General features: G+C 74.3%; 21 protein-coding genes. 9 read left to right on the top strand and 12 right to left on the bottom strand.

Annotation, left to right across the window (positions count from 1 at the left end; all coding sequences use genetic code 11):
- Positions 1–37: 37 nt before the first annotated feature.
- Both D7223_RS23120 and D7223_RS23115 read left to right on the top strand, forming a co-directional pair.
- Entirely contained in the window at positions 38–1,072 is a 1,035-nt protein-coding gene (locus D7223_RS23120) for a LacI family DNA-binding transcriptional regulator (protein WP_120730532.1), read from the top strand.
- 61 nt (positions 1,073–1,133) lie between these two features.
- Positions 1,134–2,807 (top strand): glycoside hydrolase family 13 protein, encoded by a 1,674-nt coding sequence (locus D7223_RS23115; protein WP_120730651.1) that lies wholly within the window; start codon positions 1,134–1,136, stop codon positions 2,805–2,807.
- A gap of 58 nt (positions 2,808–2,865) precedes the next feature.
- On the opposite strand, the gene D7223_RS23110 is transcribed toward D7223_RS23115, so the two are convergent.
- From D7223_RS23110 to xylA, 3 genes are all read right to left on the bottom strand, one after another.
- Positions 2,866–4,281 (bottom strand): MFS transporter, encoded by a 1,416-nt coding sequence (locus D7223_RS23110; protein ID WP_120730531.1) that lies wholly within the window; start codon positions 4,279–4,281, stop codon positions 2,866–2,868.
- Between the two features lie 102 nt (positions 4,282–4,383).
- A complete protein-coding gene (locus tag D7223_RS23105) occupies positions 4,384–5,910 on the bottom strand; it encodes a xylulokinase (protein WP_120730530.1) in 1,527 nt (508 codons plus the stop codon).
- Positions 5,911–5,921: 11 nt separating this feature from the next.
- Positions 5,922–7,109, bottom strand: a complete 1,188-nt coding sequence (xylA, locus tag D7223_RS23100; protein WP_120730529.1) for a xylose isomerase — start codon at positions 7,107–7,109, stop codon at positions 5,922–5,924.
- 58 nt (positions 7,110–7,167) lie between these two features.
- Here xylA and D7223_RS23095 point away from each other — a divergent pair, with 58 nt between their 5' ends.
- The 3 genes from D7223_RS23095 (at position 7,168) to D7223_RS23085 (ending at position 11,290) form a co-directional block, all read left to right on the top strand.
- Entirely contained in the window at positions 7,168–8,424 is a 1,257-nt protein-coding gene (locus D7223_RS23095) for an ROK family protein (RefSeq protein WP_186832354.1), read from the top strand.
- Between the two features lie 128 nt (positions 8,425–8,552).
- Entirely contained in the window at positions 8,553–10,229 is a 1,677-nt protein-coding gene (locus D7223_RS23090) for a PP2C family protein-serine/threonine phosphatase (RefSeq protein WP_238162175.1), read from the top strand.
- Positions 10,226–11,290, top strand: coding sequence for a cobalamin B12-binding domain-containing protein (locus tag D7223_RS23085; RefSeq protein ID WP_238162174.1), 1,065 nt, complete (start codon positions 10,226–10,228; stop codon positions 11,288–11,290). Before D7223_RS23090 ends, D7223_RS23085 begins: the two co-directional genes overlap by 4 nt.
- Here the strand turns inward: D7223_RS23085 and D7223_RS23080 are convergent.
- Positions 11,277–11,801, bottom strand: coding sequence for a MarR family winged helix-turn-helix transcriptional regulator (locus D7223_RS23080; RefSeq protein ID WP_120730526.1), 525 nt, complete (start codon positions 11,799–11,801; stop codon positions 11,277–11,279). The two genes, D7223_RS23085 and D7223_RS23080, sit on opposite strands and share 14 nt — an antisense overlap.
- A 98-nt stretch (positions 11,802–11,899) precedes the next feature.
- Here D7223_RS23080 and D7223_RS23075 point away from each other — a divergent pair, with 98 nt between their 5' ends.
- Complete coding sequence (locus tag D7223_RS23075; protein ID WP_120730525.1) at positions 11,900–13,030, top strand: PP2C family protein-serine/threonine phosphatase; 1,131 nt, start codon at positions 11,900–11,902, stop codon at positions 13,028–13,030.
- 31 nt (positions 13,031–13,061) lie between these two features.
- On the opposite strand, the gene D7223_RS23070 is transcribed toward D7223_RS23075, so the two are convergent.
- The 7 genes from D7223_RS23070 to D7223_RS23040 all read right to left on the bottom strand — a co-directional run bounded on the left by D7223_RS23070 (position 13,062) and on the right by D7223_RS23040 (position 21,648).
- A complete protein-coding gene (locus D7223_RS23070) occupies positions 13,062–14,546 on the bottom strand; it encodes a sugar transferase (RefSeq protein ID WP_120730524.1) in 1,485 nt (494 codons plus the stop codon).
- 247 nt (positions 14,547–14,793) lie between these two features.
- Complete coding sequence (locus D7223_RS23065; protein ID WP_120730649.1) at positions 14,794–16,542, bottom strand: substrate-binding domain-containing protein; 1,749 nt, start codon at positions 16,540–16,542, stop codon at positions 14,794–14,796.
- A gap of 137 nt (positions 16,543–16,679) precedes the next feature.
- Positions 16,680–17,717, bottom strand: coding sequence for a lactonase family protein (locus D7223_RS23060; protein ID WP_120730523.1), 1,038 nt, complete (start codon positions 17,715–17,717; stop codon positions 16,680–16,682).
- 123 nt (positions 17,718–17,840) lie between these two features.
- Positions 17,841–18,437 (bottom strand): GTP-binding protein, encoded by a 597-nt coding sequence (locus D7223_RS23055; protein ID WP_120730522.1) that lies wholly within the window; start codon positions 18,435–18,437, stop codon positions 17,841–17,843.
- Positions 18,418–18,804: a DUF742 domain-containing protein gene (locus D7223_RS23050; RefSeq protein ID WP_120730521.1), complete on the bottom strand. Its 387-nt coding sequence runs from the start codon at positions 18,802–18,804 to the stop codon at positions 18,418–18,420. Before D7223_RS23050 ends, D7223_RS23055 begins: the two co-directional genes overlap by 20 nt.
- Positions 18,794–19,216: a roadblock/LC7 domain-containing protein gene (locus D7223_RS23045; protein WP_120730520.1), complete on the bottom strand. Its 423-nt coding sequence runs from the start codon at positions 19,214–19,216 to the stop codon at positions 18,794–18,796. Before D7223_RS23045 ends, D7223_RS23050 begins: the two co-directional genes overlap by 11 nt.
- On the bottom strand, positions 19,216–21,648 hold the full coding sequence (locus D7223_RS23040) for a sensor histidine kinase (RefSeq protein ID WP_120730519.1): 2,433 nt from the start codon (positions 21,646–21,648) through the stop codon (positions 19,216–19,218). Before D7223_RS23040 ends, D7223_RS23045 begins: the two co-directional genes overlap by 1 nt.
- 284 nt (positions 21,649–21,932) lie before the next feature.
- On the opposite strand from D7223_RS23040, the gene D7223_RS23035 reads away from it, so the two are divergent.
- The 3 genes from D7223_RS23035 (at position 21,933) to D7223_RS23025 (ending at position 24,210) form a co-directional block, all read left to right on the top strand.
- Positions 21,933–22,526, top strand: coding sequence for a hypothetical protein (locus D7223_RS23035; RefSeq protein WP_120730518.1), 594 nt, complete (start codon positions 21,933–21,935; stop codon positions 22,524–22,526).
- 11 nt (positions 22,527–22,537) lie between these two features.
- The gene (locus D7223_RS34330; RefSeq protein ID WP_120730517.1) at positions 22,538–23,638 is read left to right on the top strand and encodes a hypothetical protein; all 1,101 of its coding nucleotides are present in this window, start codon (positions 22,538–22,540) and stop codon (positions 23,636–23,638) included.
- A 206-nt stretch (positions 23,639–23,844) separates the two neighbouring features.
- Complete coding sequence (locus tag D7223_RS23025) at positions 23,845–24,210, top strand: hypothetical protein (RefSeq protein WP_120730516.1); 366 nt, start codon at positions 23,845–23,847, stop codon at positions 24,208–24,210.
- 121 nt (positions 24,211–24,331) lie between these two features.
- Here D7223_RS23025 and D7223_RS23020 read toward each other — a convergent pair whose 3' ends face one another.
- The gene (locus D7223_RS23020; RefSeq protein ID WP_120730515.1) at positions 24,332–26,137 is read right to left on the bottom strand and encodes a glycoside hydrolase family 6 protein; all 1,806 of its coding nucleotides are present in this window, start codon (positions 26,135–26,137) and stop codon (positions 24,332–24,334) included.
- Between the last annotated feature and the right edge of the window lie 273 nt (positions 26,138–26,410).

The raw sequence follows: 26,410 nt of genomic DNA, 5'->3' as shown, positions 1-26,410 counted from the left end.
CGGCGGCGGTGGGTGGCACGGAGCGGGGGTACGTACCGTGACCAGGATCGACGACGTCGCCCGGCTGGCCGGCGTCTCCACCGCCACCGTCTCGCGGGCGCTGCGCGGCCTGCCGACCGTATCGGCGGACACCCGCCGCCGGGTGCTCGCCGCCGCGCAACAGCTCGACTACCGGGTCTCGCCGAGCGCGTCCCGACTGGCCGGCGGCCGGACCGGCACCATCGCCGTGGTGGTCCCCCGGATCACCCGCTGGTTCTTCGGCACCGTGGTGGAGGCGGTCGAGGAGTTCCTCCACCAGTGCGGATACGACCTGCTGCTCTACAACCTCGGCGGGCGGGAGCAGATCCGGCAGCGGGTGTTGCACACGGCCAACCTGCACAAGCGGGTGGACGGCGTGATGCTGGTCGCCACCCCGCTGCGCCGGGTAGACCTGCCCGCCCTGTCCGCCCTGGACCTGCCCGGAGTCACCGTCAGCTCCGGCACCGTGGTGCCCGGCTGGCCCTGCGTACGCATCGACGACGTGGCCGCCGCGCGGACCGCCACCCGGCACCTGCTCGACCTCGGCCACCGCCGGATCGCACACATCTCCGGCGACCCCGACGACGAGCTGGCCTTCACCACCCACCTGGACCGCCGGCGGGGCTACCTGGCGGCCCTGCGGACCGCCGGGCTCACCCCGGACCCCAGCCTGGACGTCGAGTCGAGGTTCACCATCGACGGCGGCACCCGGGCCGCCGAGGAACTGCTGCGTCGCGGCGATCCGCCGACCGCCATCTTCGCCGCCTGCGACGAGATGGCGATGGGCGCGATGACCGCCCTGCGCGACGCCGGCCTGCGGGTACCGCAGGACGTCAGCGTCATCGGCATCGACGACCACGACCTGGCCGGCGTGCTCGGGCTGAGCACGATCGCCCAGCCGGCCGCGGAGCAGGGCCTGCTGGCCGCCCGGATCCTGCTGGACCCGCTCGTCGGACGCCGGCTGGACCCGCCCGCCCACCCGCCCGGAGCACCGGTGATCCTGCCCACTCGACTGGTGGTGCGTGAATCGACCGCGCCACCCCGGGCACACTGAACGGAACCCCACCCCGGGCACGCCACCTCGACAGCGCACGCTCGACACACGGGAGAAGGCCCTGAACAGCAACCCCACGCACCAGGACACGTCCGCCGACCCGACCACCGGATGGTGGACCGAGGCCGTCATCTACCAGATCTATCCGCGCTCGTTCGCCGACTCCGACGGCGACGGCGTCGGTGACCTGCCGGGCATCACCGCCCGCCTCGACCACCTCACCGAGCTGGGCGTGGACGCGGTCTGGCTCTCGCCGTTCTATCCGTCGCCGCAGGCCGACGCCGGTTACGACGTCGCCGACTACCGGGACGTCGACCCGCTCTTCGGTACCCTCGCCGACGCGGACAAGCTGATCACCGAGTCCCGCGCCCGCGGGCTGCGGGTGATCGTCGACCTGGTGCCCAACCACACCTCGTCGGCGCACCGGTGGTTCGCCGCCGCCCTGGCGGCCGCACCGGGCAGCCCCGAACGCGACCGGTACGTCTTCCGCGACGGCAAGGGCCCGGACGGGGCGCAGCCGCCCAACGACTGGCAGAGCGTGTTCGGCGGGCCGGCGTGGACCCGGATCACCGAGGCCGACGGGCGGCCCGGCCAGTGGTACCTGCACCTCTTCGACACCGGCCAACCCGACCTCAACTGGGACAACCCGCAGGTACGGGCGGAGTTCCTGGACGTGCTCCGGTTCTGGCTGGACCGCGGGGTCGACGGCTTCCGGGTGGATGTGGCGCACGGCCTGATCAAGCAGGCCGACCTGGCCGACTGGGAGGAGCCGCAGGAGATCCTCTCCGGGCAGACGGTGGACAAGCCGCGCCCGCCGATGTGGGACCAGGACGGCGTGCACGAGGTCTACCGGGAGTGGCGGGCGCTGCTGGACAGCTACCCGGGCGAGCGGGTCCTGGTCGCCGAGGCGTGGGTGGAGCCGGCCGAGCGACTGGCCCGGTACGTGCGACCGGACGAGATGCACCAGGCGTTCAACTTCGAGTTCCTGCTCGCCTCCTGGACCGCGCCGGCCCAGTACGCGGTCATCACCCGCTCGCTGGAGGCCACCGACGCGGTCGGCGCGCCTACCACCTGGGTGCTCTCCAACCACGACGTGGTGCGGCACGCCTCCCGGCTGGGTCTGGACACCAGCGCCGGGCGGCCCAACGGGGTCGGCATCGGCGACCCGCAGCCGGACGCCGCGCTCGGCCTGCGCCGGGCCCGGGCGGCGACGCTGCTGATGCTCGCCCTGCCCGGCTCGGCATACCTGTTCCAGGGCGAGGAGCTGGGCCTGCCCGAGCACACGACGATGCCCGACGAGGCCCGGCAGGACCCGACCTGGCTGCGCAGCGGGCAGACCCAGCGCGGCCGGGACGGCTGCCGGGTGCCGATCCCGTGGGAGGCCGACGCACCGTCGTACGGCTTCGGGCCGACCGACGCCAGTTGGCTGCCGCAACCGCCGATGTGGGCGGAGTACGCGCTGGACCGGCAGCGTGGTACCCCCGGCTCCACGTACGAGCTGTACCGGACCGCCCTGCGGCTACGCCGCGAACACGGGCTGGGCCGGGGCACCCTGCGCTGGCGGGAGACCGGCGACGAGGTGCTCGCGTTCGACAACGCCGGCCTCACCGTGCTGACCAACTTCGGCCCCACCCCGGTGCCGCCGCCGGCCGGTGAGCTGGTGGCCACCAGTGGTCCGCTGGACGCCGACAGCCGGGTGCCGGCCGACGTGACGGTCTGGGTGCGCGCCAGCTGAGCACGCGCGTTAGGAAGGGCCCCTCGTACAACGCCAGGCGTTAACCGGGGGCCCTTCCTTACCTCTCCAGCTTCTCGGCGCGGGCGTGCAGCACCTGGTGCACCTCCGCGATGTCCCGCGGCGAGCTGCGCGACGCCAGCCAGTACATGATCCCGGTGGGGATGAAGAAGAGTTGGAAGGCGGCCAGCCCGACCGCGTAGTTCAGCGGCGGCGGGAAGACCGCGCGCAGGCCGTGGAACGCCACCCCGACCAGGCCGTTGCCGGCCGCCCGGCCGACCCCGTTCACCAGGTTGCCGAGGCTGTAGACGGTGCCCCGGTGCTCGGGCGGATTGACGTCGGCGATCAGCGCGAACCAGTTCGGCGAGTTGGCCGAGGTCAGCGCCAGCGCCAGCACGGCGGTGAGCAGGCTGAGCCCCACCGTCGGCTCGCGGACCACGCTGGCCAGCACCGCCGCGACCACCGGGCCGGTGCCGGCGCCGTCGGGCACGTCGATGCGGATCGGCACGAAGAACAACACCAGGTAGAACGGCAGCGCCGCGAGGACACCGACCGCCGCGACCCGGGCCCGGCCCGAGGGCGTACGCCGTTGCACCGCGTCGCCGACCAGGCCGCCGACGATCGAGAAGACCCCGCCGAGCTGGAACAGGGTGGCGAAGACGCTGCCCACCACCACCGACGTGGCGGCCGAGTAGCCCTGGTCCCGCGCCCGCTCGGCGAACAGGACCGGCAGCCACACCAGCGAGCCGAAGGCGGCCTGCGCGGTCAGGCCCTGCAGGATCAACCACCGGTTGGTCCGCCGGCCGACGATCCGGGGCAGGTCGGCGCGGCTGATCCGGTAGTCGTACTCGGCACCGGCGGCCAGCGCCCCGGCCAGCTCCGGCTCGCTGGCGCCGCGCCGGATGTCGAAGGTGAACAGGTATGCGGCGGTGGCCACCAGGCCGACCACCGCCAGCAGCCAGAACGGGCGCCGCCAGTCGGCCGCGCCGAGCAGCCCGCCGATCAACGTCCCGGCCAGTGTGCCGACGCCCTGGGACAGTCCCCAGAAGCTCATCACCAGGCCCCGGCGGCGGGGCGAGATCAGGTCGGTCACCACGGAGAAGCCGACCGAGCCGACCGCGCCCAACCCGACCGCCGCGAGCAGTTGGGCGGCCAGGAACGCCGGGTAGCTGGCCGCCACCGCGCTGCCTCCGGTGCCGGCCGCCCAGATCAGGGTGCCGATCATCAGCAGCGGCTTGCGGTTCGTCCGGTCCCCCACGTACGCCCACAGCACGGCGGCCACCGCGCTGACCAGGAAGCTGACCGCGGTGACCAGCCCCAGCAGGCGTTGCGGGACGTCGAGGCCGTCGGCGATCGGGCCGTACAGCGGCGGCACCAGGCCGATCGCCACGTTGTCCAGCGAGGCGAGCAGCACGAAGACGACGACGCTGTAGAGCCGGTGCGCCGACCCGCCCCGCAGTCCCGCCCCGCCCGTCACCGCCCCGCCCGCCGTCCCGCCCGACCCGTCACCGCCCCAGCATGCCGGCTCCGTCGATCTAGGGGAAATCGTCGTTCGCGGAGATCAACACCCCGCTCTCAGCTAGACGGACGCGGGCGGGGACGACGAGGCGGCGACGCGGTCGAGAACGTGCGGCTGGGCCTCGGCGTAGCGGGCGCGGATGGCGGGGACCGGGGTGTCCGCGTACTCCTCGGCGCCGGTGACCGCCCAGTCGGGCGGCGCCGCGCCGCCCAGGATGAGCCAGGCGGCCTGGCGGGCGGCGCCGTCCGCGACGTACTCACCGGGCGGCGGCACGACCACCGGCCGGCCGAAGACCTGCGGGGCGATCCGGCGGACCGCGGCCGAGCGGGCCCCGCCGCCGACCAGGATGATCCGCTCGGCGGTCGCCCCCTGGGCGAGCAGCGCGTCGAGGCCGTCGGCGAGCGCGCAGAGCATCCCCTCCACCGCCGCCCGGGCCAGGTGGGCCGGGGTCGACGCGTGCAGGGTCAGCCCGTGCACCGAACCGCTGGCGGTGGGCCGGTCGGGGGTCCGCTCCCCCTCCAGGTAGGGCACCATGACCAGCCCGTCGGCCCCGGGTGGGGCGGCCAGGGCCAGCTCGCCGAGCCGGTCCAGGTCGACACCGAGCATCCGCGCGGTCGCGTCGAGCACCCGGGCCGCGTTGAGGGTGCAGACCAGCGGCAGGAACCGGCCGGTGGCGTCGGCGAACCCGGCGACCGCGCCGGCCGGGTCGGCCGCCGGAGCGCCCGCCACCGCGAAGACGGTGCCGGACGTGCCGATCGAGACGACCACGTCACCGGGCCGGGCGCCGACGCCGAGCGCGGCGGCGGCGTTGTCCCCCGCCCCGGCGCCGAGCAGTGGGCCGGTGCGGCTGCCCGGCGACGGGTCACCCGGGGGGTTCCGGTACCCGGGTGACCCGCCGCCGGAGTCGGGGCCGGGCAGCAGCACGCCCGGCGCGAGGTGACCGGCCGGCTCGGCCGGCCCGACCACGGTCGGGACCCGGACCACCCGCCCGAAGGCGCGCTCCAGCAGGTCCGTCCGGTACTGGCCGGTGCGCGGCGACCAGTAGCCGGTGCCGCTGGCGTCGCTGCGGTCGGTGCGCAGCGCGTCCAGGCCGGGTGCCCCGGCCAGCCGCCAGGTGAGCCAGTCGTGCGGCAGGCAGACCGCGGCCACCCGGTCGGCGTTGGCCGGCTCGTGCCGGGCCAGCCAGCGCAGCTTGGTCGCGGTGAAGCTGGCCACCGGCACCGACCCCGCGGCGTCGGCCCAGAACCGCCGGCCGGTCTCGCCGCCGCCGGCCTCCTCGATCAGGTCGGCGGCCGCGCCGGCGGACCGGGTGTCGTTCCAGAGCAGCGCCGGGCGGACCACCGCGCCGGCGTCGTCCAGGCAGACCATGCCGTGCTGCTGCCCGGCGACGGAGACGGCGGCCACGTCGGCCAGGCCACCCGCGGCGTCCACGGCGGCCCGCAGCGCGGTCCACCAGGCCCCGGGATCGACCTCGGTGCCGTCCGGGTGCGGTGCCCGGCCCTCCCGGACCAGGGCACCGGTCTCCGCGTCCCGGACGACGACCTTGCAGGACTGGGTCGACGAGTCGACCCCGGCGACGAGCGGCACGGCCGGGCCCCTCAGCGGGCGCCGAGCACGTGCTCGACGGCGAGCTGGTTGAGCCGGACGAAGCCGAAGCCCTTCGCCGCGGCGGCGTCGACGTCGAACCGCTCGAACGCGGAAGCGTCGGCGAGCAGCCCGGCGTGACCCTCACCCTCGGCGAGGGTCGGCGCGGCCAGCTCCGCGACCTTGCTCGCGGCCAGCGCCTCGGCCACCTCCGGGTCCGCCCGGAAGGCCGCGGCCCGCTCCTTGAGCAGCAGGTACGTGCGCATGTTCGCCTCGGCCGACGCCCACACGCCGGTCATGTCCTCGGTGCGCGAGGGCTTGTAGTCGAAGTGGCGCGGGCCGTCGTAGGCGGGCCCGCCGTTCGGACCGCCGTGCTCCAGCAGGTCGACCAGGGCGAACGCGTTCAGCAGGTCGCCGTGGCCGAAGACCAGGTCCTGGTCGTACTTGACGCCACGCTGGCCGTTGAGGTCGATGTGGAACAGCTTGCCCTGCCAGAGCGCCTGGGCGATGCCGTGGGCGAAGTTGAGCCCGGCCATCTGCTCGTGGCCGACCTCGGGGTTGAGGCCGACCAGCTCCGGGCGGGCCAGCGTGGAGATGAACGCCAGGGCGTGCCCGACGGTGGGCAGCAGGATGTCGCCGCGCGGCTCGTTCGGCTTGGGCTCCAGGGCGAAGCGCAGGTCGTAGCCCCGGTCCACCACGTACTGGCAGAGCAGGTCGACGGCCTCGCGGTAACGGTCCAGGGCGGCCTGGACGTCCTTGGCCACGTCGTACTCGCTGCCCTCCCGGCCGCCCCACATCACGAACGTGCGGGCGCCCAGCTCGGCGGCGAGGTCGACGTTGCGCAGCACCTTGCGCAGCGCGTAGCGGCGGACGTCGCGGTCGTTGCTGGTGAAGCCACCGTCCTTGAAGACCGGGTGTTTGAAGAGGTCGGTGGTGACCATCGGCACCACCAGGCCGGTCTCGTCGAGGGCCTTGCGGAAGCGGGCGACGTGCTGGTCCCGGGTGGCGGCGTCGGCGCCGAACGGGATCAGGTCGTCGTCGTGGAAGGTGATGCCGTACGCGCCCAGCTCGGCGAGCCGGTGCACGGCCTCCACCGGGTCGAGCTCCGGGCGGGTGGCGTCGCCGAACGGGTCGCGGGCCTGCCAGCCCACCGTCCAGAGCCCGAAGGAGAACTTGTCGGCGGGGGTGGGACGGGGTGCCATGGCAGACCTCCGGTGGTGTTGTCCGCTATTTGTTCAGTCATTGAATTATTTGGCGGCCATGTGGCAGTGTCAAGGGGTGAGCCGAACCGTCGCCCCCGCCGGTGCGGTACGGCAGGGCAGCCTGCGCGAGCTGAACCTCGCCCTGGTGCTCGACCGGATCGCCGCCGCCGCCCGTCCGCCCTCCCGCGCCGATCTGGCCGCCCGGACCGGCCTGACCCGGGCCACCGTCTCCGCCGTCGTCGAGGACCTGATCGCCGGCCGGCTGGTCAGCGAGGCGGACCCGACACCACGCAACGGCGCCGGCCGGCCGGCCCGGGGCCTGGTGCTGGCCGGCGACGGCCCGGCCGGGCTCGGGCTGGAGGCGAACGTCGACTATCTCGCCGCCTGCGTGGTGGACCTCGCCGGTCGGGTCCGGCACCACACGGTGCTCCGTGCCGACCTGCGCCCCCTCGCCCCCGCCGACGCGCTCGCCCGGCTGGTCGGGCTGGCCGCCGCGGCCCGCGCCGACGCCGCCGACCAGGGCCTCACCCTGGCCGGCGCGGCGCTCGCCGTTCCCGGCCTGGTGGACGACGCCGGCCTGGTCCGGCTGGCGCCGAACCTCGGCTGGCGCGACGTGGACGTCCCGGCCCTGCTCGCCGGGCACCCGCCACTGACCGAGCGGGTGGACGGCGTACCGGCGCTGGTGGTCGACAACGAGGCCAACCTGGCCGCGCTCGGCGAGCTGCACGCCGGTGTGGCGGGGCCGGCCAGCTTCCTGCACATCTCCGGCGAGGTGGGCATCGGCGCGGGCATCATGCTCGACGGGACCCTGTTCCGGGGCGCCCGCGGGTGGAGCGGCGAGATCGGTCACATCCCGGTCCAACCCGACGGCCGCCCCTGCCGGTGCGGCGGCCGGGGCTGCCTGGAGCAGTACGCCGGCCAGGAGGCGGTGCTCCTGGCCGCCGGGCTGGCCGGCGCGGACCTCCCCGCGGACACCGCCGCGGCCCGGCTGACCGAACTGGCCGAAGCCGGTGACCGGGCCACGCTGGACGCCCTGGCCGAGGCCGGCACGGCCCTCGGGGTGACCGTCGCCGGCGTGGTGAACCTGCTGGACCTGGACACCGTGGTCCTCGGCGGCGGATACGCCCCCCTGGCGCCGTGGCTCCGGCCACCGGTGCTCGCCGAGGTCTCCCGGCGCGTGCTCACCGCCGCCTGGTCCCCGGTCACCGTCCGGCCCGCCGTGCTCGGCTCGGAGGCGGCGGTGGTCGGGGCGGCCGGTTCGGTGGTCCGCCGGATCCTGGCGAGACCCGCCGGCTGGCTGGCCCACCGGCGCTGAACGACACGTCCTCCATAGGCGTCCGGCCCACCCCTCGGTACCCTTGCCCGAAGGCAACGACCACCAACCGAGGAGTGCACGACCAGCATGCGCAGAGGTCGAAAGGCCGAGGCGCCCGGCGACCGGCGGTGACCACCACCTCCCGCGACGGTGTCGCCGGGCCGGTCAGCGACGACGGACGGGCCACCAGGTCCGGTGCCGCTCGTCCGCCGGACACGCCGCCGCCGGCCGACGCCCACCTCGTCCGCGAGCTGCTCGACGGGCTCGCGGAAGCCGTCGTGACGACCGACGGCCACGGCACGGTGACGCTGGTCAACGCGATGGCCGCCGCGCTGCTGCCGCAGGTCGTGCCGGGCACCCCCCTGATCGGCTGTAATGTTCCCGCCCTCGCCACGGCGGCCCGGGACGGCGCCGGGAGTTTCGAGACCGCGCACCTCGGCCGGCGACTGCGCGGCGTCCGGCGCGACCTCGCCGGCGGCCGGCACGCCTGGTACGTCCGGGACGTCACCGAGGAGCGGGCCCGTACCGACTCCCTGCTCGCCGAGCGTGCCCGGACCGCGTTCCTGGCCCGGGCCGGCAGTCGCCTCGGCACGTCGCTGCACCGCGAGCAGACGCTCCGTACGGTCGCCACCCTCGGTGTGCCCTACCTCGCCGACCTTGCCGTGGTGGTGCACCGCCTGCCCTCGCCCGCCGAGGACGTCCCGCACTGGGTCCGGTACGCCGACGGCGACGCCTCGCCGTCCACCGGAGTCGCCCCGGCCACCCTGGTGCGGACGGTGCCGGGACTCGCCGACGCGCTCGACGGCGACCCGACCGACCCCAGCCCCTGGCGGGACGCGGAGCTCGCCGACCTGGCCGCGCTCCTCCCGGGCGACTTCGGGTGCCCCGGCACGGTGTTGGTGAGCCCGATGCCGAGCGCCGGCCGCCCGGCCGGAGCCCTGATCCTGGTCCGTGCCGCCGGACGTCCCGGGTTCGACCGGCGCGACATCGAGCTGGCCCGGGAGTTCGCCGCCCGCGCCGGCGCCGCCCTCGGCGCCGCCGAGTTGTACGGCGAGCAGGCCCACCTCGCCCGCGTCCTGCAGAACAGCCTGCTGCCGCCGGAGCTGCCGGCCGTGCCCGGGGTCTGCCTCGCCGGCGGCTACCGCGCCGCCGGGGACAGCCTGCGCATCGGCGGCGACTTCTACGACGTGCTGCCCACCGGGGGCGGCGCGATGTTCGCCCTCGGCGACGTGTGCGGCAAGGGGGTCGGCGCGGCGGTGCTCACCGGCCGGGTCCGCCAGTCCCTCCAGACGCTACGGCTGGTCGAGCAGCAGCCGTTGGGGCTCATCCGGTTGCTCAACCGGGCGCTCTTCGACACCCCGGACGCGGTCCGCCGGAGCCAGTTCACCACCCTCCTGCTGGGCACCCTGACCGTCGAGCCGGACGGCGCGGTGCGGGCCCGGATCGCCGGCGGCGGGCACCCGTCGCCGCTGGTCGTACGCCCGGACGGCACGGTCGTCCCGGTCCAGGTGGGCGGCATGCCGGTCGGCGCGCTGACCGACGCCCGCTTCGCCGAGACGGAGGTCCGGCTCGCGCCGGGCGAACTGCTGCTGGCGTACACCGACGGGGTGACCGAGGCCCGGGGTGGGCCACGCGAGGTGGAGATGTTCGGCGAGCGGCGACTGCACCGGGCGCTGGCCTCGGCCGCCGGCCTGCCGCCGGCCGCACTGGTGGACCGGTTGCTGCAACTCGTCGACGAATGGTTGGACGGGCAGGGCCACGACGACATCGCGATGCTGGCGGTGCGCCCGGCGGAAACGGCGTGACCGGGGCACCGGAACGGGCCGGTCCGGACCGGGCACCAACCCGGACCGACGCGACGGCGGTGGTCGAGGCGTACCTGCGGTGTCTGGACGCCGCCGACCACCCGGCGGCGACCCGGCTCGCGCTGGGCCTGCTGGACGGCGGCTGGACCGTCGCGGACGTCCTGGTCGACGTGGTGGCCGCCGCCCAGCGGGAGATCGGGCTGCGCTGGCTGGCCGGGCGGTGGAGCGTCGCCCAGGAACACGCCGCCACCCATGTCAGCGAGCAGGTGGTCGGCGCGGTGGGCGCGCGGATCCCGCCGGCCCCGACCCGGGGGCACGTGTTGCTGGCCTGCGTGGAGGGCGAGTGGCACGCGCTGGCCGCGCGGATCGTCGCCGAGGTGGTCCGGGCGGACGGCTGGCGGGTGACCTTCCTCGGGGCCAGCGTGCCCGGCCGGCACCTGGTGTCCTACCTGCACCAGGCCGGTCCGGACACGGTGCTGCTGAGCTGCGTGCAACCCCACCGCCTGATCCGGGCCGGGCGGATGATCGAGGCGTGCCGCGCCGCCGGCGTGCCGGTCGTGGCGGGCGGCCCCGGCTTCGGCGTGGACGGCCGGTGGGCCGCGGCGGTGGGCGCTGCCGCCTGGGGCGGTTCGGCCCGCGACGCCACCCGGCTGCTGGACGGGAGCCTGCCGCCGGCCACGCACGCCGGTCGGTCTCCGGCGCCGGACGCGGACGAATACCTGAGGGTGCTACGCCGGCGGCGCGACATCGTGCAGGCGGCCCTGGCCGCGGTGGACCCGCCCGAGGAGGACGCCGAGGCCCTGGCGAACGCCGTGGCCCATCTGGTGGACGCACTCGCCGCGGCGATCCGGGTCGGCGACCCGCAGCTGCTGCTCGACCACACCACCTGGCAGCGCGAGGCGCTGCCGGGGTCCCGCAACGACCGCGGCGACGTGCTGGCCACCATCCTCGCCTGCTGCGCCGAGATGCTGGTCGAGCACCCCCGGTCCGACCGTTACCTGCGTGCGGCGCGGGCCGCCCCGGGCCCGCGCACCGGCCGGGCGGGGCTCAGGCCGTCCTGACCGACGGTGGCTCGTCCGCCCGCCACTGCGCGCCGGACGCGGTCCGGCGCGGCGTCTCGTCCGCGTCCGACCAGCTCGGGACGTACGACAGCGAGGCGTCCTGACGACGCGCCGCCTCGTCGAACTCGCGCAGCCCCCGGAGCAGCGCCTGAGCGCCCGCCGGCGACATCCCGGCGAGGATCGTGGTGAGCTGTTCCCGGCGGTTCCGCCGCAACTCGGTGAGGAGCTGACCGGCCTCGGCGGTGAGGTGCAGCGAGATCTCCCGACGGTCGAGGCGCCCGGGCTCCCGCTCCAGCATCCCGGCGGCCACCAGCCGGTCGCACAGCCGACTGGCCGACGAGAGCAACATGCCCAGCCGGTTGGCGAGCCGGCGCAGGTTGATCCCGTCGTACTGCTCCACCACCATGATCACCCGTAGCTGCGCTCCGGAGACACGGCTGGTCGTGCTCTCGCGGGCCGCCTCCCAGACGGCCACGAGGGCACCCGCCGCGGCGTCCAGCTCAGCAGCCATACTCGTCTCAGGTCCCGGCGGACCGTTCGCTTCGGCCATGGTGCGCCCGAGCGTACTCCCCCTTCCGGGGACTCTGGGCTTGTGATCAAGGAGAAGGTATGAGTGAACCGGTCAACCGGGCACGAGAGGTGCTGATCGACGCGCCCGCCGACCTTCTTGTCGACCGGATCGCCGCCACCCTGGCCGCCTCCTACCAGATCGAGCGGGTGGAACTGCTCCAGGTTGACTACCGCCTGTCGGTGCTGCTGCCGCTCGGCGGAGGGGACCCGGTCACCGGGCCGGGCCACCCCGCCTGGCGCTGCTTCGACCACCAGACACCGCTGCTCGCCGGCGACGAGGCGTACCTGCCGGTGTCGATGCGCGGCGAACGGCGCGGGGTGCTGCGGGTGGGGCCGGTGCCGGACGACGCGGCCGTGGTCGAGGAACTCGCGCGGATCGCCACCGCCCTGGCGCACGAGATCGCCGCCGTGACCGGCGGCACCGACGTCTACCTGTCCTCCCGACGTTCCCGCCGGCTGACCCTGGCCGCCGAGATGCAGTGGGAACTGCTGCCCGGCCGGAGTCGGATCCGCCCCTCGTTCAGCCTCGCCGGCCAGCTCGAACCGGCGTACGCGGTGCGGGGTGACAGCTTCGACTGGTCCGACGACGGCGACCGGCTGTGGCTGTCCACGATCAACGGAATGGGTGAGGGGGTGGCCGCCTCGATCCTCACCTCGCTGGCCACGCACGCCCTGCGCAACGCCCGGCGCGCCGGACTGGACGTCGCCGACCAGGCGGCGCTGGCCGACCAGGCGGTGTACGACCTGCACCGGGGTGACCGGCACGTCGCCGCGCTGCTGCTGGAGCTGGACCTGCGTACCGGGGTCCTGGTCGCGGTCGACGCCGGGTCGCCCCGCCTGCTGCTGCTCCGGGACGGCGACGTCCGGGAGCTGCCGCTGGAAGCGCAGTTCCCGCTGGGCATGTTCGAGGCCACCGACTACCGGTCCCAGCGGTTCGAGCTGCGCCGCGGCGACCGGCTGTTCGTGGTCAGCGACGGGGTCGTCGAGGCCACCGGACAGGAGGTCCGGTACGGGGAGACGGCGCTGGAGCGGTTCCTGCGCCGGACCGGCCCGATGGAGCCGCTGGAGGCCGTCCGGTCGCTCATCGGTGACCTGCGCGCCTTCGTGTCCGGGGACCTGGTGGACGACGCGGTCGTGGTCTGCCTGGACTGGACCGGGCCGCAGCCCTGACCGGCGGAGGCGGCGGGCCGGCCCGGCCCGGTCAGTACGCGCCGCGGCTGTTGACCACCGCGCCGAAGGTCTTCCAGAGGATGGTCAGGTCGGCGGCGAGCGACCAGTTCTCCACGTAGTAGAGGTCCAGCCGGATGCCGTCCTCCCAGCTCAGGTCGGACCGGCCGCTGACCTGCCAGAGACCGGTCATGCCCGGCTTGACCAGCAGCCGGCGGGCCACGTCACCGTCGTACCGGGCGACCTCGGAGGGCAGCGGCGGACGGGGGCCGACCAGGCTCATCTGCCCGCACACGACGTTGAGGAGCTGCGGAAGCTCGTCCAGCGACCACTTGCGCAGCAGCCGGCCGACCCGGGTCACCCGGGGATCGTCGCGCATCTTGAACATCAGGCCGTCGGTCTCGTTGCGGACGGACAACTCGGCCAGCAGCGCGTCGGCGTTGATCACCATGGTGCGGAACTTCCAGACGCCGAACTCCCGGCCGCCCTGGCCCACCCGGGTCTGCCGGAAGAACACCGGCCCCCGGCTGTCGACCTTGATGGCCAGCGCGATCACCGCCAGCAGCGGCATCAGCAGAGCCAGCGCGAACGACGAGGCGGCCCGGTCGACGAAGCCCTTGACCAGTTTCCGGGCACCCCGGAACTCCGGCGCCTCGACGTGGATCAGCGGCAGGCCGGCGACCGGACGGGTGTGGATGCGCGGGCCCGCCACGTCGGTCAGCGCCGGGGCGACCACCAGGTCCACCCCGGTGCCCTCCAACTGCCAGCCGAGCCGACGCAGCCGGGTGGCGGTCAGCTCACCGGACGCGGTCACCGCCACGGTGTCCGCCCCGATGGCGGTGGCGGCCTCCGGGATGCCCCGGAAGGAGCCGACCACCGGCACGTCGCCCAGCCGCTGCGGGACCGGCGCCAGCAGGGCGTCCGGGATGCAGGCCCCCACCACCTGGTAGCCGGCGTACGGCTCCCGGCGCAGCGTGTGCACCAGCTCCAGCACGTGTGCCGTGTCGCCGACCACCAGCACCTTGCGTGACCAGCCGGTGCCCCGCGAACGGGCCCGGTGCAGCCGCTTGCGGGCGGCGAACCGGACCAGCTCAAGCCCGACCGTGCCGACCGCGAAGGAGATGGCCAGGAAGCCCCGGGACACACCGGCGTCGAAGATGTAGCCGGCGATCGCGATGCCGCCGGCGAGGCGCAGGCTCGCCGAGTAGACCCGCCGGTACTCGTCGGCGCCGTAGCCCAGCACCTGGTCGTCGTAGCAGCGCAACGCCTTCAGCGAGATCAGCCAGGCCAGCACCAGGCCGGGGGCGAAGACGACGTACGGGATCTTCGATCCGCCGGGGTCGGTGTCGCCGAAGCGGGTGACGTAACCGACGAGCACCGCGAGCACCAGCACCGCGGTGTCCAGCACCACCAGCAACCGGACGTACGCCCGCTCGTCGGCCCGGGACAGCCGGCCGCCCGGGGACCGCCCCGGGCCGGACGTCGTCCGGGTGGGGGTCAACAGCGTCGCCGACGTCACCGGACCTCCCCACATCGATCACGGATCGCCCCGGTCCGCCGGCGCCCGGTGAGCGGCGGTCGTGCCGGGGCAGTATCACATCCTGCATCGACAACTGTCCACGCCGATTGCTTCGGACGTATTGCCGTCACTTTTCTTCGCCGCCGGATCCGGTCGGTCGACCGGATCCGGCGATGGGCCCGCCGTCGCGGTGGGTGCGCACCGCGACGACGGGCCCGTCGCCCGATGCCCGGCTCGGGAGCCGGACTCAGGACTTACGCAGCGCGATCGCGTTGAGGAAGATCGCGCCGATGTTGTTCGGGTCCTCGGTGACGAAGGGACCGCCACCGGTGATGTCGGTGATCGCCTTCAGCTCCGCCTTGTTGACCTCACTGCCGATGCCGATGAGGACGACCTGCACCGGCCGCTCCGGATCCTTGATCCGCTTGAGTTCGGACAGCAGCTTCGCCTGGCTGATGCCGTTGGCGTCCTCGTTCTTGCCGTCGGTGAACAGCACGATCGAGTTGACCTGCCCGGGGTCCCAGTCCTCCTGGACCGTCTTGTACGCCGCCAGCACCGTGTCGTAGAGCCCGGTGTCACCGCTGGACGACTGCACCCCGGCCAGCGCCTGCTCCAACCGGCCGCGCTGGGTCGACAGCGGGCCGATGTCGACCAGCTCCCGGTAGTCCCGGGCGCCGTCGAGGTTGGTGGAGAACGTCCACAGGCCGATCTGCCACGCGTCGTCGAAGAGGTTCAGGCCCCGCTGGGCGGCGGCCACCGTCACCTGCTGCCGGGTGGCGTTGTTCGCGCTGGGCACCTTGTTCTTCATCGATCCGGAGACGTCGATGATGCAGAGCATCCGGCCGGACTGGGTGGCGATGGACCAGCTGGAGACGGCCCGCTCGATGGCGGCCGGGTCCAGGTCGCCGGCGGCGCCGCCGCCGTTGGCCGGAGTGCTCGCCGCACCTCCCGCCGGGCTGGGCGCGCCGGGCGGGGCGGTGAAGCCGTCGCCCCAGTTGCCGTCCGGCGCGCGCAGCGACTGCGCTGCCAACCGGTCCCGGAAGGCCGGCTTGGTGAGCAGCTCGAACAGCACCCGGGCCGCGGACGCCTTCGCCGGCTCGATGCCCGGCAGCACCGCGTACGGGTAGTCCAGCGGGATCGACGCCGGTTCCAGATAGAGCGCGGCCAGCGGCACCGGCGGCTTCTTGTTGTTGTACGCGATCACGTCCTCTTCGGAGAGGGCCGCCGCGCCGAGGGAGCGGGCGATCGTGGTCGGGTCCTCCGCCGTGGGGAACTTGGCCACCAGGTCCTGCCGCAGGTTGGACCGGCCGGTGGCCAGCGCCCGCAGCGCCCCGACGGTGTCCTTCTGCGCGTCCTTACCGGCGCTGCCCGCGGCGGTGGTCAGCGAGAGCAGACCGGAGAGGCCGGCGGCGTCCCGGGTGGGATCGACGATGCCGGTCTTCAGCGGCTTGCTGCTGTTGACCTGCTGGACCAGGCTCACCCAACTCAGCTTCTTGTCCGGCCAGCCGAGCCGGGTGGCGATCGGCTGTGGCATCGCCACGACCACCGGGCTGCGCGCGATGGACGACCCGTTGCCCGGGTCGAACGCGGTCGCGCCGCCGGTCTTGAGCCGCAGCAGCCAGGTGGACGAGTCGGGAACCCACACGTCCGGGCTGACCGCCGTGCCACTGGCCTGCCCGACACCGGCGAGGGTGGCGCCGTGCTTGGCGGCGACGGTGGCCGCCACTTCGACCGGCTCGGAGGCCGACACGGTCACGTCGATGCAGGTTCCACCGACCGCCGCACCCGCCTTCTCCCACTCGGTCGCGACGTCGTCGACGGCCGGGGCGAGCTCGGTCGCCACGGCGACGGCGAGGTCGATCCTCCCCGAGCAGTCCTGCTGCGCCAACTGCTGGTAGCCGAAGTAGCCGCCGGCGGTGACGACGAGGACGCCGACCGCTGCGGCGGCTCCGGCGGCGTGGATGTTGGAACGCATGCGATGGCGGCCTGCTGACACGCTGACCATCTTGCGGACCCATCGCCCGTACTGCCACAACCGTTCGGACGAAAGTTACGCAGGAGAAACAGTTGATCGCCGTTTCGTTACTATGGGTGATTAAGCGGGCGCAAGACGTGGCGAAACGCGCAAACGATTCACGGCAGCACGCAGGTCGGGCTCGGCACCGCCACCGGTTCCCCGACGGCGGTCGGCACGCCCTCGACCGGGTCCACCCGGAACACCCGCACCATGTCCGCCCGCTCGTCGGCGACATAGAGGTGCGAGCCGGTCAACGCGAAGTGACGCGGCCACTCACCGCCGGTGTCCACCTCGGTCACCAGCTTCGGCAGGTCCCCGTCGAGCGCGAACACCGCCACCGTGCCCACTCCGCGGTTCGCCACGTAGAGGAAGCGCCCGTCCGGCCCGACCGCGATCTCCGACGGCTGCACGTGCCCGGACCGGCCGCTCGCCTCCACCCGACCGCGCTGGTGCAGCGCGCCGTCGTCGGTCAGGTCGTAGGCGACGACCCCACCGTCCAGCTCCCCCACCAGCCAGCAGCGGCGGCCGTCCGGGTGCCGGGCCAGGTGCCGGGGACCGGTCCCGGCGGCCGTCCGCAGGCGGGGCGCCCGGGGCACCAGCCGGCCCGAGGCGGGGTCCAGGTCGTACCGGTAGACCGAGTCGGTGCCCAGATCGACCGCGAGCAGCGGCCCCCGGTCGGGCGCCGGATTCACCATGTGGGTGTGCGCGTGCTCCTGGCGGTCCGGATCCGGACCGTGCCCCTCGTGCCGGACCAGATCGCTGCGCTCACCGGGCACCCCCCGCTCGTCCAGCGGGAAGACGGCCACGCTGCCACCGCCGTAGTTGGCCGCGAACAGGTGCCCGCCGTCCGGGGTGACCGCCAGGTGGCAGGGCTCGGCCCCGCCGGTGGACCGGACGACGAGCGGATCGAGATCGCCGTCCGCGCCCACCCCGAACGCGCTGACCGTCCCGTCCGGCAGCTCGTTGACCGCGTACAGCACGGGCAGTCGGGGATGCCGGGCGAGGAACGACGGCGACGGGGTGACCGCGACCGTGCCCAGGGGCGTCAGCGCGCCGGAGCCGGGGTCCCGGCGGGCGGCGACGATGCCGGCCCCCCGACCACCGCTGTGCGCCGTGTAGCCACCGATGTGGACGATCGCATCCTGAGCCGTCACCGGACCCGCCCTCCGCCGAATTCCTCTTCCCGATCCAACCAGAGGGTTCCCGGTCCGCCGCTTCCGGACACGGAAATCCGGCGCATTTCCGGGCCGGGCCGGCGAAGTCGTCGGCGGGCGGGCTCAGGCGGCCGGGACGGGCTCACCCCGCTGCCGCGCCACGTGCTCCACCAGCGCGATGAGCACCTCCTTGCCGGACTGCCGGTCCCGGGCGTCGCAGAGCAGCAGCGGCACGTCGGGGTCCAGGTCCAGCGCCTGGCGTACGGTCTCCAGGCTGAACCGCCGGGAGCCGTCGAAGCAGTTGACGCCCACCACGAACGGCACACCCCGCTGTTCGAAGTAGTCGATCGACGGGAAGCAGTCGGCCAGCCGCCGGGTGTCCGCCAGCACCACCGCGCCGAGCGCCCCGAAGGCCAGCTCGTCCCAGAGGAACCAGAAGCGGTCCTGACCCGGCGTACCGAAGAGGTAGACCTGGAGATCCTCGTTGATCGTGATCCGGCCGAAGTCCATCGCCACCGTGGTGGTCGACTTCGTCTCCACCCCGGAGGTGTCGTCGGTGCCGATCCCGGCCCCGGTCAACACCTCCTCGGTCTGCAACGGCCGGACCTCGCTCAACGCGCTGACCAGTGTCGTCTTCCCGGCGCCGAAGCCACCGGCGACCAGGATCTTCAGCGCGAGCGGGATCCGCCGGTCGGAGCCGTCAGAGCGCACGGAGTCCATCGACCACCGCCTTGAGGATGTCGTTGTCGGGCAGGTTCGTGACGGGACGCGGCTGGTGCACCGTGATCAGGCCACGGCCCAGCAGGTCACCGAGGAGCACCCGGACCACGCCCACCGCGAGGTCGAGGTCGGAGGCCAGTTCGGCCACCGGGACCGGCCGGGTGGCCAGCGCCACCAGTCGCCGGTGCTCCGGCTGGAGGTCGAGGTGGCCGGACAGATCGGCGTCCGGCTCGGCCAGCACGTACGCGACCAGGTCGAAGCGGTGCGTGGACCGGACCCGGCCACCGGTGAGCGTGTACGGGCGCACCACCGGGCCGGCGTCGTCGTCCAGCCACTGGTGCGACGCCCCCGGTGAGTCAGCCCGCATCGGCGGCTCCCGCCGTCGACCGGGCGGGCGCGGTCAGATTCTCCCCCACCCGGGTCACCAGCATCGCCATCTCGTACGCCACCAGGCCGATGTCCGCGTCGGCCTCGCTCACCACGGCCAGGCAGGTGCCCTGGCCGGCGGCCGTCACGAAGAGGTACGCCGACTCCATCTCCACCACGGTCTGCCGCACCGGACCGCCCGCCACGTGCCGGCTGGCACCGCGCGCCAGGCTGGCCAGGCCGGAGGCCAGCGCGCACAGGTGCTCCGCGTCGGACCGGTCCGGGCCGGTGGACGCGCCGAGCAGCAGCCCGTCGGCGGACAGCACCACCGCCTGCCGGGCCGGTGGTACCCGCTCCACCAGTTCGTCGAGCAACCAGTCGAGATCGGCGCTCTGCCTCGTCGGATGCCGCATCAGGCGTCCCTCTCAGTCGTGGTCGGGGGTTCGGGGTCGGTGCCGGGTGCGGCGGCACCGGGCGGACGGACGGCTTCCCGCCGGCCGCGCGCCGTGCCGGCCTGCAACGCCGCCATCACGCGGCGCGCCTCGTCCGGGGAGCGTGGGGTGGGGCTGGCGAGGGCCGGCTGCCGCACCGTCGGGCCGTCGACCGGCGGCCGACCGTCGGCCGGACGACCCGCTACGTCGGCCGGACCGTCCGCGCCGGTAGGCGCGCCGGCCACCGTCGCGGGACCGGCCGTGGGCACCGCGTCAGCCGGGACGGGCGGGGGCGCGGCCGGGCTGCCGACGGCCGGGGCGGTCGGGGCGCCCGGGGCGGGGCGGCGTACCCGCCGGGGCAGACCGTCGATCTCGCCGCCCAGCTCGGACGGCGCCGGGCCGGCGAGAGCCACCCGGTCCGGCGCGGCACCGGCCGGGACGGGCGGCGCGGGCCGGGTGGCCCGCGGCCGGGGCACGGTCGTCCGGCGGCGGGTGCCGGCGGCCGCCGGGGCCGGGTCGACCGGCAGCGCCGGCTCGTCGGTGACCAGGTCGGTGGGGATGAGCACCACCGCGGTCAGCCCGGACTCCTCCGACGCGCGGAGCCGCACCCGCACCCCGTGCCGCGCGGCGAGCCGCGCCACCACGAACAGGCCGAGTCGGGCCGTCTCGGCCGGGTCGAACTCCGGCGACCGGGACAACCGCCGGTTGGCGTTGTCCAGGGCGGCCGGCGACATGCCGAGGCCGTGGTCGGTCACCTCGATCGCGTACCCGTTGGCCACGGGCTGCCCGGACACCACCACCCGGGTGTCCGGCGGGGAGAAGGCGGTGGCGTTCTCGATGAGTTCGGCGAGCAGGTGCATCAGGTCGCCCACCGCCCGCCCGGCCGTCCCGGCCGGGGTCACCGCGGCGATGTCCACCCGGTCGTACGACTCGACCTCGCCGATCGCGCCGCGGATCAGGTCCACCATCGCGACCGGCTGCCGCCAGCCCCGACCGGGCGGGGACCCGGCCAGGATCACCAGGTCCTCGGCGTGCCGCCGCAGCCGGGTGGCGAGGTGGTCGACGCCGAACAACGCGGCCAGCTCGTCCGGATCTTCGGTGCCCCGCTCCATCTTGTCCAGCAGGGCGAGCTGCCGGTGCACCAGACCCTGGCTGCGCCGGGCGATGTTCAGGAAGACCTCGTTGAGCCCGCGGCGCAGCGCGACCTCGTCCACCGCCGCCTGGACGGCCGTGCGCTGCACCTGGGTGAAGGCGCGGCCCACCTGGCCGATCTCGTCCGCGCCGTACTCCAGCGGGGGCGCCTCCCGGGCGACGTCGACCTGCTCGCCGCGACGCAGTCGGGCCACCACGTCGGGCAGCCGGTGTTCGGCCGTCTCCAGCGCCGCCGTGCGTACGGCGGTGAGCCGGGCCGCCAGCGACCGACCGACCCGCAGCGCCACCACGATCGCGACCACGACGGCGGCCAGGCCCAGCAGCCCGGCGGCGGCGAGCCGGACCAGGATCGTCACGGCCGTCGGTACCGAACGCTCGGCCAGCCCGTCCGCCTGGTCCAGCTCGTAGGCCCGCATCGACTGCTGGACCTGGTCGTAGCTCGCGATCCAGCTGGCGGCGGTGACCGCCGGGCGGGACCGCTCGGGCACCGCGACGACGGTGTCCAGCAGCGTGCGCAGCTGTCCGAACGCCTCCTGCTCGGTCAGCCGCTGGTACGCCGCCCGTTCGGTCGGGGGCAGGTCGGCGACCGCCGCGTCGACGAGATAGCGGTGGTTGGCGACGGCCTGGACGACCTGGGCGTGCTCGCCCTCGGCGAACCGGCCGGAGGTGAACGCGCCGGCCAGCAGGGCGTCGACCTGCCCGAGCAGCTCGCGGGAGCGGCCGAGCGCGGTCACCGCCAGCGCCTGCCGGTTGAGTTCCGCGTCGGGCAGCGCGGCCATCGCGGCGAACGCCTGGAACGCGCTGGTGACCATCCCGCTGTAGAGCCCGACCGCGCCGGCCCGGTCCACCTGTCGCCGGTCGATGAAGTCCCGGCCGACGGGCAGCGCGTCCAGCGCCGCGACGAGCTGGTCCAGGCGGGTGTCGAGGAGATCACCGGCGGCGTCGCGCAGGTCGTCGCCGGAGATCCGGCGGCGCAGCTCAATCACCGCCCGGTCGGTGCGCTGCCGCTGCTCGGCGAGGTTGGGCAGCATGCCGGTGCCGGAGAGCTGGATGACCGACAGCCGCCGCTCCCGTTGCAGCTCGGCCACCACGGTCTCGCCCGGCCGGCCGAGGTCGTACAGGAGGGTCCGGGCGGCGAGGAGGTCGAGCGCGGGCCCGAAGGTGAGCGTCGTCGCGAAGATCCACAGCGCGAGCAGCGCGGTCACCGGAACGACGACCAGCGCAGTCAGCTTGGAGCGGATCGGCCAGTCGCGGGTGTTCAATCAAACCTCGCCCGGTGGGTGGCTGCGGGGGCTCCGGCGCCGGCCGGGCAACGCCCGATCCCGCGGAGCCCGGCCGGTTGCCGGACGCCACCGTGCGGACGCCTTGGGCAGGATACGTAATACCGGTCGGTTGCACTACCGTCCGTCGCGTCACGATGCCCGCCTGGAACGATCGACGATCATGCCTCGCCGAGGGACCGGTTCGCCCGTCGGCGAGGAAAGTGCGCCGGAACGGGATTGGCGATCAGTCGACAGAGGGAATACCGGTGGGCGAAGGAGGAGCCATGTCGCCCACGCAGGTAATCGTCATAGTTCTCGTCGTACTGGTGATCGCGGCGCTGGCCGTGGCGGGCCGGGCGTACGCGCGCCGCCGGGCCCTGCGGTCCCGGTTCGGCCCGGAGTACGACCACGTCGTCGCGGAACGGGACGACCGGACCGCCGCGGAGCGGGAGCTGCGGGACCGGGAGCGCCGGCACGCCGAACTCACGCTCACCCCGCTCAGCGCGGAGGCCCGGACGCGGTACGCCGCGGCCTGGGAGGAACTCCAGATCCGTTTCATCGACTCGCCCGCCGAAACCGTCGGCGACGCGGACGAACTGGTCACCCGGCTCATCGCCGAACGCGGTTACCCGACCGGTGACTTCTCCGACCAGATCGCCCACCTCTCCGTGGAGCACGCCCGGACGCTGACCCACTACCGGGACGCCCACGAGATCCACCTGCGCAACTCCCGCGGCGAAGCCAGCACCGAGGAGCTGCGCCAGGCGGTCGTGCACTACCGCGCCCTCTTCGCCGACCTGCTCGGCGAGGAGCCGGTCGGGCACCAGACGCCGGAGCAGCGCGACCCGGACACTTCCCACGACGTCACGAGCCGGTGAAGGAGCCAACCATGCGTCACGACGAGCAGGTGACCAACGAGCACCCCGAGGCCGTACGCTCCGCGCCGGTCCCGGTGCCGCCGCCGGGTGACCGGTCGGGGCGGGGCGACCGGTCCGAGGTCCCGGAGGACGCGATCGACGACCGGGGCACCTTCGACGACCCGGCGGTCGCCGACGAGCGCGCCGACTCCGACCGTGACGGTCGCGCCGACGCCGACCCCGACCGGACCCGGCCGCACGACGTACGCGCCGACTCCGACGGCGACGGGCGGCCCGAGTTCCACGAGCCGGGCCCGGTGCCGACCGCCTTCGGCGCCACCACGGTCGGCGGCGCGGTGGCGGCGTCCGCGTTGGCCTCGCCCCTCCCCGAGGACGAGCCGGACCCGCGCCTGGAGTCGACCGCCCGGCCCGGTGACGGCGCCGTCGACGGTGCCCGGGAGGGTCGGCGGGCCGACCCCACGGCCGAGTTCGGCCACGGCGACCGCGACCGGCACGACGATTCCGCCGGGAACACCGACCGAGGCGACGCCGACCGGGCCGACGACGACCGCCGGGCCGGCGCGGCGGGCACGCTGCCGACCGACGCCACCGACGGGCGGCCGGAGCGGCGCGACGACCTGACCACGTGGGCCGGTGACCCGGACGCCGCCCGGGCGGGCGCGGTCGGGTACGGCAGCGCCGATCCGACCCTGGTCGACCCGGACGCCCGACCGTCCGACGCGGGGGCGGGAACGCGCGACGCCGGGGCCGGGGTCGCCGCCGCCGGGGCTGCCGGTGCTGCCGCCGCCGGTTCGCTGGGCGCCGAGGGCACCACCCCGCCGGCCGGCTCCACCGTCGCGGCCGAGCCGGCCACGTTGTTCGACGCGGAGACCGCACAGGGCTTCCGGGACCGGTGGCGGGACGTCCAGCTCCGCTTCGTGGACGACCCGAAGGCGGCGGCCGGCGAGGCGCAGTCCCTGGTCGACGAGGCCATCCAGGCGCTCGCCTCGGCCCTTTCCGCGCAGAAGCAGAAGCTGGGCGGCTGGCAGGACGCCGGGTCCGCCGACACCGAGCAGTTGCGGATGGCGGTCCGGCAGTACCGCGACTTCCTGGACCGCGTCCTCGGCCGCTGAGCCGTACCCGAACCGGTGCCCCGGCGGTGCGTGCCGCCGGGGCACCGCCGTGTCCGAACGCTCCCGCTACCGCCGGCGTTAACAAGGGGCCCTTCCTCTACCGCAGGCGTTAATAAGGGGCCCTTCCTTACCCCGGCGCATGGCGGTCTGCGCAGGGGGTACGTGAGGGGGACAGCGAACCCGCGTGCGGACAGGAGGGCGGCGCCATGACGGATCGTTACCGGAACCGACCGCTGGAGGAGAGCCCCGAGGCGGCCGCGGCGGTGGAGGACGACACCGGCGTCCCGCAGTTGATGACCGGGGGCGGCGCCGACCGGGACAATCCGTCGTTCGCCGGGCCGGACGACGCGACCGACGACATCATCGGCGATCCGTACGCGGCGGGCACCGGCGCGACCGGCACCGGCACCGGGGCCGGCGGCGACAACATCCGGACCGGGGCCGAGCAGCCGTGGGAGGCCGAGGACCTGGTCAAGGCCCGCGGCCAGGACCCGACCCCGGAGAACCTGGCGCGCGCCCGCCGGGACCTGGCCGAGCTGGGGCAGGCGGCGATCGAGCGTACGGTGCCCTGACCGGGCGGAACAGTGAGGTGGGCCCCCGGCCCGGCCGCCGGAGCGGTCGGACCGGGGGCCCGGGGAACCTGCCACTGGGAGCGCCTCACCTACTACCCGGTGGCGGGTGGGTGTGCCTGACTCAGAGCGCCGGGTAGGCGTTCTGCATCAGCTCGGCGAACTGCGCCGGGAACCACGCACCGGAGATCGGGGCGTTCGGCAGGGCGCCGGTGGCGTTGTTGCCGTTACGGGCGTTACCGGTGTAGGTGGGGTCGCACATCCGGTCGAAGCCCTTGCCCTCGTTGTTCGGGATGGCGGTGCTGGAGCCGTCCGACTCGCCCGGGGGCTTGACCCAGACGTAGGCGTCGATGCCCGGCTCCGGCGCGGCCTTCGGGCGCTCGCCCAGACCGGCACCGGCCTGGTTGCACCAGTTGCCGGCGTGGATCCGGCGGTCGACCCGACCACCGTTGACGTAGGTGTCGACGCTGGTCGTGGCACCCGGGCCGGTGGGCCGGGCGCTGCCGCCCCAACCGTTGCGGGAGGTGTCGATCAGCATGCCGATGCCGCTGTTGAAGCCCTTGGAGACCAGCTCGTTGCGGAACGCCTGGGCGAACGACAGCTCGTCGACGTAGAAGTTCCAGTCGATCCACTTGGACTGCCGGACGGTCTGCCCGTTCACCGTGTCGGTGACCTTGAAGTACGGCTCACGCAGCGCCGAGTAGTTGGCGGTGTTGACGATGAAGCCGTGCACGTTGTTCACGGTGCTGCCGGACGCGACCGCGGCGTCCTTGAGGATCTGCGCGCTCGGGCTGAAGTTGCTGTCCCAACCGAGCCAGCCGTGGTGTCCGGCGTCGATGTAGTTGTAGACGTTGCCGATCGCGCCCAGCTTCGCCAGGGCGTAGCCGACACCGTTCACGTACGCGCCGTTGGCCTTGACGATGTCGCAGGTGGCGGTGCCACCCGGCTGGCCGGAGGTGTTGGTCACCAGGTTCGGCAGCGAGTCGATCTCGATGACGTTGATGATCCGGATGTTGCGGTACTTCGGGTCCGCCTGGATCGCCGCGATCGGGTCGATGTACTCGGCCTTGTAGCGGGGCAGCTCGTCCGGCTTCAGCTCACCGTTGGAGGCGAGCGCGGAGCAGTCCCGGCCGGGCAGGTTGTAGATCACGAACTGGATGTACCCCGCGCCCTGGCGCAGCGCCTCGTCCAGGTGGTCCCGGACGCCGAACGCGCCGTTGGAGCTGCTGTCCGGAGTGCCGTTGATGGCGGCGATCCGGTCCAGCCAGACGGCGGTCGGAGTGTTGGACACCCGGTTACCGCCGGGCACCGACTCGGCCTTGGCCTTCCACTCCGGGTTGACGTAGCCCGGGACGCCCACGTACGGGTTGTCGACCTTCTGGCCGGCCGGCGGCGGCGTGGTGGGGGGCGGCGTGGTCGGCGGCGGCGTCGTGGGCGGCGGGGTGGTGGGGGGCGGGGTGGTCGGCGGCGGCGTGGAGGGCGGCGGGGTGGTCGGGCCGGTACCGCCGTTGCAGGTCACGCCGTTGATGGTGAACGAGGTGGGCTTCGGGTTGCTGCCGCTCCAGGCGCCGTTGAAGCCGATGCTGATGGATCCACCGCTGCTGACCGAGCCGTTGTAGGACTCGTTCTGCGCGGTGACGTTCTGGCCCGACTGCGACCAGCGGGCGGACCAGCCCTGCTGCACGCGCTGGCTGGAGTTCGGGAAGGTGAAGCCCAGCGTCCAGCCGTTGAGGGCGTCGCCGATGTTCCTGATGGTGACGGAGGCGGTGAATCCGCCCTGCCAGTCGCTGGTCGTGTACGACACGTCGCACTGGGTCGCGGCCTGTGCCGCGGTGACCGGGATGGTCACCAGTCCACCCGCGACCAGGGCACCTGCGCCGGTTAGCGCGAGGGCCCGGCGGGGGCCGGACAGCCTTCTCCACACATTCATGCCACTGATCTCCTTGGGCGAGTCCGGGCGCGGGGTCACGGCCCGGCGGAACGGCTCGCGGGGCGTCCTGGTGTGGACGACCGACGGCGCCGACGGGGATGTCTTTCGAGTGCCCGACCCGGACGGGCGGTGGTGGTGGTGGTGCCGACCGGCTCGGTAACGGCCGATCGTCGGCGGGAGGCCGTCCGGCGAACCGGTGCCCTCGAACTCCTGCCCTGGGCGGTGGGGGTTTCCCCGAACCGCTGCGCCGATTCTTACATGGGAGCGCTTCCA

The sequence above is a fragment of the Micromonospora endolithica genome (genome assembly GCF_003626595.1).
Classification (GTDB): Bacteria; Actinomycetota; Actinomycetes; order Mycobacteriales; family Micromonosporaceae; genus Micromonospora; species Micromonospora endolithica.
This window is presented reverse-complemented; position numbering and strand designations above follow the sequence as displayed.